Source organism: Streptomyces torulosus (assembly GCF_001419765.1).
GTDB lineage: Bacteria > Actinomycetota > Actinomycetes > Streptomycetales > Streptomycetaceae > Streptomyces > Streptomyces torulosus.
Genome location: NZ_LIRK01000538.1, coordinates 1 through 12,043 on the forward strand (window position 1 = coordinate 1; position 12,043 = coordinate 12,043).

General features: G+C 72.3%; 11 protein-coding genes and 3 pseudogenes. 11 read left to right on the top strand and 3 right to left on the bottom strand.

Annotated features, from left to right (window positions below):
• The 3 genes and pseudogenes from AOK23_RS50605 to AOK23_RS32330 all read left to right on the top strand — a co-directional run.
• A pseudogene (locus tag AOK23_RS50605) lies at positions 1 to 472 on the top strand (spermidine synthase); the annotation flags it as partial.
• 2 nt (positions 473 to 474) lie between these two features.
• A pseudogene (locus AOK23_RS32325) lies at positions 475 to 1,610 on the top strand (fused MFS/spermidine synthase); the annotation flags it as partial.
• Between the two features lie 116 nt (positions 1,611 to 1,726).
• The gene (locus tag AOK23_RS32330) at positions 1,727 to 2,764 is read left to right on the top strand and encodes an SRPBCC family protein (RefSeq protein WP_055716111.1); all 1,038 of its coding nucleotides are present in this window, start codon (positions 1,727 to 1,729) and stop codon (positions 2,762 to 2,764) included.
• Positions 2,765 to 2,774: 10 nt separating this feature from the next.
• Here the strand turns inward: AOK23_RS32330 and AOK23_RS32335 are convergent, their stop codons facing one another.
• Entirely contained in the window at positions 2,775 to 2,993 is a 219-nt protein-coding gene (locus AOK23_RS32335) for a hypothetical protein (RefSeq protein WP_055716115.1), read from the bottom strand.
• Between the two features lie 550 nt (positions 2,994 to 3,543).
• Here AOK23_RS32335 and AOK23_RS32340 point away from each other — a divergent pair.
• From AOK23_RS32340 to AOK23_RS32355, 4 genes are all read left to right on the top strand, one after another.
• A complete protein-coding gene (locus AOK23_RS32340; protein ID WP_055523668.1) occupies positions 3,544 to 4,338 on the top strand; it encodes an aldose epimerase family protein in 795 nt (264 codons plus the stop codon).
• 34 nt (positions 4,339 to 4,372) lie between these two features.
• Positions 4,373 to 4,927 (top strand): orotate phosphoribosyltransferase, encoded by a 555-nt coding sequence (pyrE, locus tag AOK23_RS32345; RefSeq protein ID WP_055523665.1) that lies wholly within the window; start codon positions 4,373 to 4,375, stop codon positions 4,925 to 4,927.
• 174 nt (positions 4,928 to 5,101) lie between these two features.
• A complete protein-coding gene (fbaA, locus tag AOK23_RS32350) occupies positions 5,102 to 6,124 on the top strand; it encodes a class II fructose-bisphosphate aldolase (RefSeq protein WP_055716112.1) in 1,023 nt (340 codons plus the stop codon).
• 213 nt (positions 6,125 to 6,337) lie between these two features.
• On the top strand, positions 6,338 to 7,879 hold the full coding sequence (locus AOK23_RS32355; protein ID WP_079049832.1) for an MFS transporter: 1,542 nt from the start codon (positions 6,338 to 6,340) through the stop codon (positions 7,877 to 7,879).
• A gap of 130 nt (positions 7,880 to 8,009) precedes the next feature.
• Here AOK23_RS32355 and AOK23_RS32360 read toward each other — a convergent pair whose 3' ends face one another.
• Together AOK23_RS32360 and AOK23_RS52085 are read right to left on the bottom strand one after the other, a co-directional pair.
• Positions 8,010 to 8,429 carry a DUF3151 domain-containing protein gene (locus AOK23_RS32360; RefSeq protein ID WP_055523658.1) on the bottom strand — a complete coding sequence of 140 codons (420 nt, stop codon included), beginning with the start codon at positions 8,427 to 8,429 and terminating at the stop codon, positions 8,010 to 8,012.
• Positions 8,426 to 8,719 (bottom strand): annotated as a pseudogene (locus AOK23_RS52085) (hypothetical protein); the annotation flags it as partial. The gene AOK23_RS32360 and the pseudogene AOK23_RS52085, both read right to left, overlap by 4 nt.
• Before the next feature lie 598 nt (positions 8,720 to 9,317).
• On the opposite strand from AOK23_RS52085, the gene AOK23_RS32365 reads away from it, so the two are divergent.
• From AOK23_RS32365 to AOK23_RS32380, 4 genes are all read left to right on the top strand, one after another.
• Positions 9,318 to 9,521, top strand: a complete 204-nt coding sequence (locus AOK23_RS32365) for a cold-shock protein (protein WP_028799214.1) — start codon at positions 9,318 to 9,320, stop codon at positions 9,519 to 9,521.
• Positions 9,522 to 9,699: 178 nt separating this feature from the next.
• A complete protein-coding gene (locus AOK23_RS32370; protein WP_206336356.1) occupies positions 9,700 to 11,157 on the top strand; it encodes a DEAD/DEAH box helicase in 1,458 nt (485 codons plus the stop codon).
• An 85-nt stretch (positions 11,158 to 11,242) separates the two neighbouring features.
• Positions 11,243 to 11,590: a CBS domain-containing protein gene (locus tag AOK23_RS32375; protein WP_055716113.1), complete on the top strand. Its 348-nt coding sequence runs from the start codon at positions 11,243 to 11,245 to the stop codon at positions 11,588 to 11,590.
• 61 nt (positions 11,591 to 11,651) lie between these two features.
• On the top strand, positions 11,652 to 11,993 hold the full coding sequence (locus AOK23_RS32380; RefSeq protein ID WP_055716114.1) for an SCO5918 family protein: 342 nt from the start codon (positions 11,652 to 11,654) through the stop codon (positions 11,991 to 11,993).
• The last annotated feature ends 50 nt before the right edge of the window (positions 11,994 to 12,043 follow it).

A 12,043-nucleotide genomic window follows, 5' to 3' on the forward strand; every position in this document is an offset into this window, starting at 1 on the left:
GCGGCCCCGGTGACGGCCACGACGAGCACGAGGGCACCGCCGGCAGACATGACAGCACCCTCAGCGGACCCGGCCTCAGCGGTGGACCCGGCCTCCCCGGCGGAGCCGCCCGGCTCCCCGTCCGCCCCGGTGTCGGTCGCTTTCTCGTGCTCGCCGGTGTCTTCGTCTGCGCGGCCTGCGGACTCGTCTACGAACTCGAACTCGTCGCCCTCGCCTCGTACTTGATCGGCGACTCCGTCACCCAGGCCTCCGTCGTCCTCTCCGTCATGGTCTTCGCCATGGGCATCGGCTCCCTCGCAGCCAAACGCCTCCGCCCCCGCGCGGCCTTCGGATTCGGCGCCATCGAGGCAGCCCTCGCCCTCGTCGGCGGCTCCAGCGCCCTCGCGCTGTACGCCGCGTTCGCGTGGACCGGCGACTGGGGCGGCGTCTGGGCCTCCGGCTCCCGCTATCTCCTCGTCGCCTTCTCCCTGGCNNGCCGCCAGGACGCGGGCGGCGCGGTCGCCGACCTGTTCGCCGCGGACTACGTCGGCGCGCTGGTCGGCGGCCTCGCCTTCCCCTTCCTCCTGCTGCCCTGGCTCGGCCAGCTGACCGGCGCCCTGCTCACCGGCACGGTCAACGCCCTGGTCGGCGGCACCCTCGTCCTCGGCCTGTTCCGCCACGACCTGAGCCGCCGCGCCCGCTGGCTGCTGCTCGGCGCCAACGCCGCCGTCCTCGCCCTGCTCGCCTCGGCCGCCGTACACGTCGACGACTTCGAACGCGCCGCCCGGCGCGCGGTGTACGGCAAGGACGTCCGCGTCGCCGTGCAGACCGGCGTCCAGGAGATCGTCCTCACCGGCGGCCGCCACGGCCGGCCCCTCTCCCTCTTCCTAGACGGCCGTCTGCGTATCAGCGGCCGCGACGAGCACCGCTATCACCGGGCCCTCGTCCATCCCGTGATCGACGCGGGCCCGCACGCCCGTGTCCTCGTCCTGGGCGGCGGCGACGGCCTCGCCGCCCGCGAGGTCCTGCGCCACGACGGCGTCCGGCGGGTGGACGTCGTGGAACTCGACCCAGGTGTGCTCCGCCTCGCCCGCACCGACCCGGCGCTCTCCGCCCTCAACGGCCACGCCTACGACGACGCCCGCGTCCACGCCGTCACGGCCGACTCCTTCACCTGGCTGCGGCACACCCGCCCGGCCGCCCCGTACGACGTCGTGATCGCCGACCTCCCCGACCCCGGCATCACGGACAGCGCGAAGCTGTACTCGCAGGAGTTCTACGGCCTCGCCCGCGAGGTCCTCGCCGAGGACGGCCGGCTGGTCGTCCACGCGGGCCCCGTGGCGTCCCGCCGCGAGGTCTTCTGGACGGTCGACGCCACCCTGCGCGCCGCCGGCCTGCGCACCACGCCCTACCGGGTGGCCGCCCACGCCCCCGGTTACGTCACCCGCCACGACCGCACGGCCCACACCGACCGCGTCCCGCACGACTGGGGCCTCGTCATCGCCACGCGTGGCACGGCGGGAGCGGGCCGTGCGGTGGACCTCGGCGGCACGGGCACCCGTCTCGGGGACGCCGCCCGCGTCGAAGGGCTGCCGCCGTCGACGCTGGTGCATCCGAGGTACGCCCACTGAACCCGGCACGACCCGCCCCGGTACCACGGGGTCGGTACGTCCGCCGGGGGCGGAACGCGAGCAATCACGCGTTTGTGCGGGTGCGGTGCGGCGACTCGTGGGTAGGCTCCCCTGCCATGGAGCATGAGGTGTTCGTTCCGGTTCATGTCGACCGCCTCCGGGAGGCGCTGTCCGACCCCGAGCGTGTGGCCCGAGCGGTCCCCGGGCTCCAGCACGACGCGGGCACCCCACCCGTCGCCGGCCGCCTCAAGGTGCGCGCCGCCGGCCACACCATCACCTATCGCGGCGCCCTGCGGGTGTCCGGCGCCGACGACGGCTCGTACGTGGTCGAGGGCGACGCCACGGAGGTCCGCGGCACCGGCACCGTACGACTCTCCCTGACCATCCGTCTCACCTCCACCCCCGAGGGCACGACGCTCCACTTCACCGGCACGGCCACCGCCGACGGCCGCATCACCGAACTCCCCACCGACGCGGTCACCGCCGCCACGAGCCGCCTCCTGACCCGCTTCGCGGAGAAGTTGGGCAAGACGACGAGGGCCGACGAGGGCGGGGACGGGGGCGGAAAGAAGCGGGCCGCCGGGAAGGAGCAGCGGGGCCCGGCGGCTGAGGAAACGGATCAGGGTGGTCGGGGCCCGGAGGCGGAGGAAGCGACCGCCGCCGAGCCGTCGGAGAAGGGAGCCGCTCCCGAGGGTGCGGACGGTGGAGTGCCTGAGCCCGCGCCTGCCGAGGGACGCGGTGACGACCTCGACGACGCCGGCGCCCGTACGGATGCTGAGGCCGAAGCCCCCGCTGACGCCGACACCGGGGCCGATGAGGAGGACGACTCCGATGTCGGGGCCGGGGTCGGGGAGGTGCCGCCGGCCTCCGTGTTCGAGGCCGAGGTGCCGCCGCCCTCGCTGGATCCGTTCGCCGAGGACGACTTCGTGGCCGGGGGTGAGCCGCCGGCCGAGGCCGCGCACGCCCGGCGCACGATGATCGGCCGCAGCGCGGAAGAGGTCGACCACGCGCCACCGCGCGGCCGCTACGCCCCCGTCCCGGCCCCGGAGAGCGGCTCCGTCGGCACGGCCGCCCTCCGCTGGGCGGCCCCGGCGGCGGCCCTCGCCGTGGCCTCCGCCGTCATCGTGGCCCGGGCCCTGCGCCGACGCCGCTGAGGCGCTCGGCCTACGCGCCCAGGCCGAGCAGTGCTATCTCCAGCGGGAGCACCGGGCGCTCGGGCAGGGCGGGCGGCTCCTCGCCGCGACCCGTGTGCGTGGGCGGAACCGGACGCAGTCCCTTGATGCCCCCGGCGGCCCATCCCGCGTCCGTCGGTGGCAGCGACAACGTCAGGCGCCGCCCGTCCGCCAGTGTGGTCTCGAGCTTGGTCGTGTCGTCCGCCTGCATGGCAAACCGCCTCTCGTCGCGTACCACGAACATCGAGCCTCACCGGGTAAGACGCCCACGTGGGGCCAGGAGTTCCGAGGCCCGAGCCGCCGCGACCCCGCACCTCGGAGGTCCCGTACTGCCGGGGTCCCGGACCTCGGAGGTCCCGTAGCGCCGGAATTCCGGACCTCGAAGGTCCCGTAGCGCCGGAGTCCCGCGCCTCCGAGACCTCGTACTGCCGGAACTCGTGCCTCCATGGCCCCGCGTCTCCGAGGCTCCCGCTCCCTCAACCCCGAACAGGCTCAGCCTCTTCCCTCCACGCCCTCGCTCCGCCACCCACGGCCTTTCGCTCCTTTTCGGCCCCGTTCCTTCACGGCTCCGTTCTTCCAAGGCCCCCGTTCTTCGCAGGCCCCCGTTCTTCCTCGGACCTCGTTCTTCCTCGGCCTGCGTCCCTCAACGGCGCGCCGCTTCCTCCCCGGTGGTCGATCAAGTCCCTTTCCCGCCCTGCCCCTTGGTCTGCGTGGCCATGTCGGCGGGGCCCGTGGCGGCAACCCCCAGTAGGGTCGACAACGTGAGTAGCGAAGAGATCACGTTGGCCGCGGCCGACGCGCAGGCGGTGCTGGCCCCGGCCAACGGCGGACGTGTGGCGGGGCTACGGATCGACGGGCTCGAACTCCTGCGCCAGGGCGACCGGTTCGGCTGCTTCCCGATGGTCCCCTGGTGCGGCCGGGTCCGCGACGGCCGCTTCCTCAGCGGCGGCGCCGTCCAGCAGATGCCCCTCAACGCCCCGCCCCACGCCATCCACGGCACCACGCGCGAGAGCCCCTGGCGGGTCGCGAGCCGCACCGACACCGAGGCCGTCCTCACGTACGACCTCGTCGACCCATGGCCTTACCCCGGCCGCGTCACCCAGGTGTTCACGCTCACCCCGGACGCCCTCACCCTCACCATGTCGGTGGAGACGTACGAGTCGTCCTTCCCGGCCCAGATCGGCTGGCACCCCTGGTTCAACCGCACCCTGGGCGACGGCGGCGAGGACGTACGGCTCGACTTCGCCCCCGCCTGGCAGGAGGAGCGCGGCGCCGACCACCTCCCCACCGGCAACCGGATCGATCCGAGGCCAGGCCCCTGGGACGACTGCTTCGGCATGCCCGACGGCGTCGACGTCACCCTCACCTGGCCCGGCCGGCTGGAGCTGAAGGTGGCCTCGAGGGAGGAGTGGGTCGTCGTCTACGACGAGCAGGCGGAGGCCGTGTGCGTCGAACCGCAGACCGGCCCGCCCAACGGCCTCAACACCCACCCCCGGCTGGTCACGCCCATCGACCCGCTGGAGGCGACCACGACCTGGAGCTGGCGCAGGCTGTGAGGGCGGGCGGAACGGCCCCCTTAAGCTGGCTGCCATGACTGACGTGGACGTTCGCGGCTCGCTGCTGCAGCAGATCAAGGACAAGGCCGTGGTGCACGGCAAGGTGACCCTGTCGTCGGGCCTGGAGGCGGACTACTACGTCGACCTGCGCCGCGTCACCCTCGACGGCGAGGCCGCCCCGCTGGTCGGGCAGGTGCTGCTCGACCTGACCGCCGACCTCGACTTCGACGCGGTCGGCGGTCTCACCATGGGCGCCGACCCGGTGGCCGCCGCGATGCTGCACGCCGCCGCCGCGCGGGGCCGCCGCCTCGACGCGTTCGTGGTCCGCAAGGCCGCCAAGGCGCACGGGCTGCAGCGCCGGGTCGAGGGGCCGGACATCGCGGGCCGCCGCGTCCTGGTCGTCGAGGACACCTCCACCACCGGCGGCTCCCCGCTGACCGCCGTCGAGGCCGTCCGGGAGGCCGGGGCCGAGGTCGTCGCCGTCGCCACCATCGTGGACCGCGCGACCGGCGCCGCCGAGAAGATCGAGCAGGGCGCCGGGGTCCCGTACCGGTTCGCGTTCTCGAAGGACGAGCTGGGTCTCGACTGAGACCGGTCCGTCGTGTCCGTCGTATAAACACCAAGGTCAGGGGTTACCGCACAGTTTCGGACACCCTGGCCGGAGCATCCGGTCAAGTCTGGAAAGATGGGGCCGACGATGATGTCGCAACCCTAGGTCAGGGCTCGTAAGCACAACGCCACCCGCACATACAAGGAGCGGACCATGCCCATCGCAACCCCCGAGGTCTACAACGAGATGCTCGACCGGGCGAAGGCAGGAAAGTTCGCCTACCCGGCCATCAACGTGACCTCGTCCCAGACCTTGCACGCCGCGCTGCGCGGCTTCGCGGAGGCGGAGAGCGACGGCATCATCCAGATCTCGACCGGCGGTGCCGAGTTCCTGGGCGGCCAGCACAACAAGGACATGGTCACCGGCGCCGTCGCCCTGGCCGAGTTCGCCCACATCGTCGCCAAGAAGTACGACATCACGGTCGCGCTGCACACGGACCACTGCCCGAAGGACAAGCTCGACGGCTACGTGCGTCCGCTGCTGTCGGTGTCGGAGGAGCGCGTCGCCCGCGGCGAGAACCCCCTCTTCCAGTCCCACATGTGGGACGGCTCCGCGGAGACCCTCGCCGACAACCTGGAGATCGCCCAGGAGCTCCTCGCCCGCGCCGCCGCCGCGAAGATCGTCCTCGAGGTCGAGATCACCCCGACCGGCGGTGAGGAGGACGGTGTCTCCCACGAGATCAACGACTCCCTCTACACGACGGTCGACGACGCGATCCGCACCGCCGAGGCCCTCGGCCTGGGCGAGAAAGGCCGCTACCTGCTGGCCGCGTCCTTCGGCAACGTGCACGGCGTGTACAAGCCGGGCAACGTCGTGCTGCGCCCCGACCTCCTGAAGGAGCTGAACGAGGGCGTCGCCGCCCGCTTCGGCAAGGAGTCCCCGTTCGACTTCGTCTTCCACGGCGGCTCCGGCTCCACGGAGGACGAGATCCGCACGGCCCTGGAGAACGGCGTCGTCAAGATGAACATCGACACCGACACCCAGTACGCCTTCACGCGTCCGGTCGCCGCGCACATGTTCCAGAACTACGACGGCGTCCTGAAGGTCGACGGCGAGGTCGGCAACAAGAAGACCTACGACCCGCGCACCTGGGGCAAGCTCGCGGAGGCCGGCATGGCCGCCCGCATCGTCGAGGCCTGCAACAACCTCCGCTCCGCGGGCACGAAGATCAAGTAACCCGTCGTCCGACGGTTGCTCCGCGACTGCCCGCAGCCCGCAAGGCTGCGGGCAGCCGCCGTTTCCGCCCGCCTTTCCGGCCCGCGTGTCCGGCCGGGTGTCCGGCCCGCCTCGGCCTCGGGGGGCGCTGCTCCCGCCCGTGCATCCGGCTCGGCGTGGGCCGCGTGCCGCCGCCCCCTGGCCCGAAGAGTTCCCGCGCGGGATGATCCCTCCATGGCCGACGTACGGCTCGCCTCCGCTCAGGGCAAGTGGATCCTGCTCACCACGGTCCTCGGGTCGAGCATGGCCATGGTGGACTCGACGGTCGTCAACGTCGCCCTACCCCGGATGGGGCGCGACCTGGACGCGGATCTCGCCGCCCTCCAGTGGACCGTCAACGCGTACATGCTCACCCTCGCCGGTCTCATCCTCCTCGGCGGTGCCCTCGGCGACCGTTTCGGCCGCCGCAGGATCTTCGTGCTGGGCGTGGTGTGGTTCGCCTCCGCGTCCCTCCTGTGCGGCATCGCCCCCGACGCGGCCGTACTGATCGCCGCCCGAGCCCTCCAGGGCGTCGGCGGCGCCCTCCTCACCCCCGGCTCCCTCGCCCTCATCCAGGCCTCCTTCCACCCGGACGACCGGGCGCGGGCGGTGGGCCTGTGGTCCGGGTTCGGCGGCATCGGCGCGGCCGTCGGCCCCTTCCTCGGCGGCTGGCTCGTGGACGGCCCCGGCTGGCGCTGGGTCTTCCTCCTGAACGTCCCCCTCGCCCTGCTCTGCGTCCCGATCGCCCTGCGCCACGTACCGGAGTCCGGCGACGGCCGCACCCACGGCCGGGGCTTCGACGTCCTCGGCGCGGCCCTCGGCGCCCTGTCCCTCGCCTTCGTCACCTACGCGCTGATCGAGGCGACGACGGGCTCGGTCCCGGTCGTCGTCACGGCCGTGGCCGGAGTCGCGACGGGCGTGGCCTTCGTCCAGGTCGAGCGCCGCCGCACCGACCCGATGATGCCGCCGGAGATCTTCGCGTCCCGCCAGTTCACGGCGGTCAACATCGTCACCCTGTTCGTGTACGCGGCGTTCAGCGGCTTCTTCTTCCTCGCCGCGCTCCAGCTCCAGGTGGTCTCCGGGTACTCGGCGCTCGCCGCCGGCACGGCCCTGCTCCCCATCACCGTCCTGATGCTGCTGCTGTCCTCCCGGGCGGGCGCCCTCGGCGAACGCATCGGCCCGCGCATCCCCCTCACCGTCGGCCCCGTGCTGTGCGCGGCGGGCGTCCTGCTGATGCTGCGGGTGGGCCCCGACGCCTCGTACCCGACGGACGTGCTGCCCGCGCTCCTCGTCATGGGTCTGGGCATGGTCACCCTCGTGGCGCCGCTGACGGCCACGGTGCTCGCCTCCGTCTCCACCGAGCACGCGGGCCTCGCCAGCGGCATCAACAACGCCGCCGCCCGCGCCGCCGGCCTCATCGCCGTGGCCGCGCTCCCGTTGATCGCCGGGATGGGCCCGGAGGCGTACCGGGACCCGGCCCAGTTCGACGACGCGTTCACCACGGCCATGCCGATCTGCGCGGCCCTGCTCCTGGCCGCGGCGGCCCTGGCCTTCACGACGGTCCGCCGCCCGCCCGCCGACTGCACCCACCCCGAATGCCGCACCCACGCCTCGGTGACGGCGCCGCCGCTGGAGGGGGAACAGAGCGGGTCGGACCCCTCCGGGACGGACGAGCTGCGCGGTCCGGGCCTCGCCGGGCAGGGCGAACCGGGCAGGCCGCACCCCTCCGGGGAGTGAGAGCCCTACATCGGTTCACGAGAGCCCGAGCGGTCCCGTGGGAGAAGGGTGCCCCCTGTGATCGTGCGCTTCGTGCCGCCGCCGCCTCCCGGTGACGGCGGCACAGTCGTGCTGGTCCTCGCCGTGGCGACTACCGCTTCAGTTCGTCGTACGCCTCGGTGCTGCTGTCCTTGAGGAACTGCCAGCAGCGCTCCGTCTCGTCCTTCTCCTCGATCTCACCGGCGGCACGGGCGAGGGCGGCGAGGCAGCGCAGGAACCCGCGATTGGCGCGGTGGTCCCACGGGATGGGCCCGTGGCCCTTCCAGCCGGCCCGACGAAGTGCGTCCAGACCGCGGTGATAGCCGGTGCGCGCGTACGCGTACGACTCGACCACTCGCCCGGCCTCGAACGCGTCGTCGGCGAGCATGGCCCAGGCGAGCGAGAACGTGGGGTACTTCGCCACGACCTCGGCCGGAGGCTGTGACTCCTCGCCCAGGAGGCGGTACGCCTCTTCGTTCTCCGGGAGGTACGTCGGCTCCGGGCCGCCGAGCAGGTTCTTGTGAGTCGTCATGGATGCAGTCTGCCACTCACGCCGTGGAGTTCGGGAAGCCGACGACGTGGGACGGGTACGGCGTGCGGGGGGCTCGGAACAGCGGGAGAGACGTTCTCGCGGCGCCTCACTCCGACGGCTCCCGTCCGCGTCCGGTATCGGTGAGGATCTGCTCCGCCTGGCTGAGGTTGTCGGCCCGGACCGCCTGGGCCATCGTAGGCCGCGGTGTCCAGCCCGACGCGGGTGACGGGGCGGAGGTGCCTGGTGAGGGCGCTCAGCAGCTCGGGCAGCGCGGCGGCGATGTCGTGCGACCGCGGCCACCACGCACCGTCCAGCACACCTTCCCGCGACTCCGTCGTCTCCAGCCGCAGGAGCGCGCACCCCGGCCGCACGGTCCGGTGAACGTCGCTCGGCAGACACAGACGCAGGGAAGCAGGGGGTCGGAGCCGGTCATGAGGACCACCGTCTTCGGGAGGCGGTGCGACCACGGCACTCGCCTCGCCGCGGCCACCGGTCGCCGCGCACGTCGCGATGGATGTGACCTTTATTTCCCACGGGAGCCCCGGGCGCCGGCGCGGCTGTGCCATTCGCCGACGACGGTGGCAGCGGCACATCTCCCTGTCGAGGGAGGTCACAGGGCTGCGGGCGGGCGTGCACGGCAGGAAAGCCGCGCCCGCGGAGAGCAATATCTGTGCCCGTGAAATGAGAAATAGGTGCGGGATACGGCGAGCATCCCTCGACCGCCCGGCGGAGCGGAATTATCCACCGCCCAAGGTCGATCGCGCCGTGCTACTGTCGATCTCAGTTGCAGGTGTGGTTGCCAGAAGGTTTTTCCTACGGCTGATCATCACGGCGACACGGAATGCGCACAGGGTGTATTCCTGACACCGTCTCCGAAGGAGAAACAAAATGGCTACTGGCACCGTGAAGTGGTTCAACGCGGAAAAGGGCTTCGGCTTCATCGAGCAGGACGGCGGCGGCGCCGACGTCTTCGCCCACTACTCCAACATCGCCACCCAGGGCTTCCGCGAGCTGCTGGAAGGCCAGAAGGTGTCCTTCGACATCGCGCAGGGCCAGAAGGGCCCGACGGCCGAGAACATCGTTCCCGCGTGACGAAGCGGCACTGACGCATACTTCGCAGCTGGGGCCCGCACCTTGGGGTGCGGGCCCCAGCTCGCTTCATTCCCAGGGTGATACGGCCCTGTTTTCCGGCCCGTTCTCGCGATTCTCTGCGTCGCTCATTCTGCTGCGGAAATTCCTTGATACGTGCCCGCATCGAGGAAGGTTCCGAATGAACCGCGCACGCACCCATCACGCATATGACCGCCCCGGAGGGAGCGCCACCGCGCGCCGCTCCAGCGGATACGGAAAACGACAGCCGGCACGGGGCGAGTTCGCCCTGCCGAAGACGGTCACACCCGCCTTGCCCGCCGTGGAATCGTTCGCCGATCTCTCCATGCCGGCGCCGCTGCTGGCCACACTCGGCCGTGAAGGCGTGACCGTACCGTTCCCGATCCAGGCGGCGACCCTGCCGAACTCCCTGGCCGGTCGTGACGTCCTTGGTCGCGGCCGCACCGGCACGGGCAAGACCCTCGCCTTCGGCCTCGCGGTACTGGCCCGTACGGCGGGCCGGCGCGCCGAGCCGCGCCGGCCACTGGCCCTGATCCTCGTCCCCACCCGTGAGCTGGCCCAGCAGGTCACCGACGCGCTCGCTTCCTACGCCCGCTCGGTGGGCCTGCGGCTCGCCACCGTCGTCGGTGGAATGTCCACCAGCCGGCAGGCCGGTGCGCTGCGTTCCGGCGCGGAGGTGGTCGTCGCGACACCCGGTCGGCTCAAGGACCTCATCGACCGGGGCGACTGCCGGCTCGTCGACGTCGGCATCACGGTGCTCGACGAGGCCGACCAGATGACCGACATGGGCTTCATGCCCCAGGTCACCGCCCTGCTCGACCAGGTGCACCCCGAGGGCCAGCGGATGTTGTTCTCGGCCACCCTGGACCGCAACGTCGACCTGCTGGTCCGCCGCTACCTGACCGACCCGGTGGTCCACTCCGTCGACCCGTCCGCCGGTGCCGTCACCACGATGGAGCACCACGTACTCCACGTGCACGAGTCGGACAAGCACCGCACGACCACCGAGATCGCGGCCCGGGACGGCCGGGTCATCATGTTCCTGGACACCAAGCACGCCGTGGACCGGCTGACCAAGCACCTGCTGAACAGCGGTGTCCGCGCCGCGGCCCTGCACGGTGGTCGGTCCCAGCCGCAGCGCACCCGGACCCTGGCGCAGTTCAAGGACGGTCACGTCACCGTCCTGGTGGCCACCAACGTCGCGGCCCGCGGCATCCACGTCGACAGCCTGGACCTGGTCGTCAACGTGGATCCGCCCAGCGACCACAAGGACTACCTGCACCGTGGCGGCCGTACGGCCCGCGCCGGGGAGTCCGGCAGCGTCGTCACCCTGGTGACCCCCGGCCAGCGCCGCGGCATGAGCCGGCTGATGGCCTCGGCCGGCATCACCCCGCACATCACCCCGGTCCGCTCGGGCGAGGCGGAGCTGAGCCGCATCACCGGCGCCCAGGCGCCCTCCGGGGCCCCCGTGGTCATCACCGCGCCGGTCGTGGAACGCACCCGCCGCGCGCCCTCGACGTTCCGGGACCGGCGAGGCCGCGCCGGCCAGGGCCGACCCGGTGGCGCGGGGATGCGCCGCAGGGCACAGCGGCGGCCCGGGAACGACTCCGCTGCCTAGGCCGGCGCAGTACCCGGAGCCCCCTGTGGCCTTCCGGGGCCGTACGGGCAGCCAAGCCGACCATCCCTCATCGAAGGAGACACCCGTGACGCCAGCGCGGACGCCGTACCGTACGCCGTTTCCCGCTCCCTCGACCACGGTCGAGGACATCGAGGGGCACGGGCCCCGGGTAGGCGACGACATGACCGTCGAGGTGGCTCTGGCCGTCATGGCGGGTGCCCGGGTCGAGTACCTGACCGTGTGCGACGGCGACGACCAGAGCACCGGTTTGATCACCCTGGTCCGGCTCGCCGTTCTCCGCGACAGTTCCGCGTACACGGACCGGATCCGTCTGCGGGACATCCTCGACGGACCTCTGCCCTCGCCCGGCGCCCGCTCCGGCGGCGTCGGTGAGTACGGCCGGATTCAGGGCGTACCCGCCCTGCCGTGCTGATCCGTCTCACCCTGGGGCGGCCCGCCCTCGTTCTCCCGCGACTTCTCCCCTGTGAGGCATCATGCGCTGTGTCATCGCCCGGTACCCGTTCGACCTGACCAGAACCGGGGTGCTGGACTCGATGAAGGGCGTCAGGCCCGAACTCGTCACGAGTGCGTCCGTGACCATCGGCCGCCGCCGCTACCCCGTCAAGCAGGTGGGCCGGGTCATCACCCGACAGGACCCGCGCGACTTCACCGCCGGTGAGGTCACACGGGCCATGACGCGCCTCGGCTTCACCTGCCACGAACGGCCCGAGGCCGCGCCCGTGGGTGTGGGCGGGCCCGCGGGTGCGCCTGTGGGTGTGGGCGGACCCACTGTCCTGCGAACCGCGTCTGGCGGCACCGGACCTGTGGCTGTGTGACCACGGGCGGGAGACCGCCCTCAGGATCCCGGTGGGGGCCCTGCCGACGC

Excerpts from the sequence above, each read along its gene's own strand:
- AOK23_RS32330 (WP_055716111.1), top strand. The coding sequence starts at position 1,727 with ATGGAGCATGAGGTGTTCGTTCCGGTTCATGTCGACCGCCTCCGGGAG.
- AOK23_RS32335 (WP_055716115.1), bottom strand. The coding sequence starts at position 2,993 with ATGCAGGCGGACGACACGACCAAGCTCGAGACCACACTGGCGGACGGG.
- pyrE (WP_055523665.1), top strand. The coding sequence starts at position 4,373 with ATGACTGACGTGGACGTTCGCGGCTCGCTGCTGCAGCAGATCAAGGAC.
- fbaA (WP_055716112.1), top strand. The coding sequence starts at position 5,102 with ATGCCCATCGCAACCCCCGAGGTCTACAACGAGATGCTCGACCGGGCG.
- AOK23_RS32355 (WP_079049832.1), top strand. The coding sequence starts at position 6,338 with ATGGCCGACGTACGGCTCGCCTCCGCTCAGGGCAAGTGGATCCTGCTC.
- AOK23_RS32360 (WP_055523658.1), bottom strand. The coding sequence starts at position 8,429 with ATGACGACTCACAAGAACCTGCTCGGCGGCCCGGAGCCGACGTACCTC.
- AOK23_RS32365 (WP_028799214.1), top strand. The coding sequence starts at position 9,318 with ATGGCTACTGGCACCGTGAAGTGGTTCAACGCGGAAAAGGGCTTCGGC.
- AOK23_RS32370 (WP_206336356.1), top strand. The coding sequence starts at position 9,700 with ATGAACCGCGCACGCACCCATCACGCATATGACCGCCCCGGAGGGAGC.
- AOK23_RS32380 (WP_055716114.1), top strand. The coding sequence starts at position 11,652 with ATGCGCTGTGTCATCGCCCGGTACCCGTTCGACCTGACCAGAACCGGG.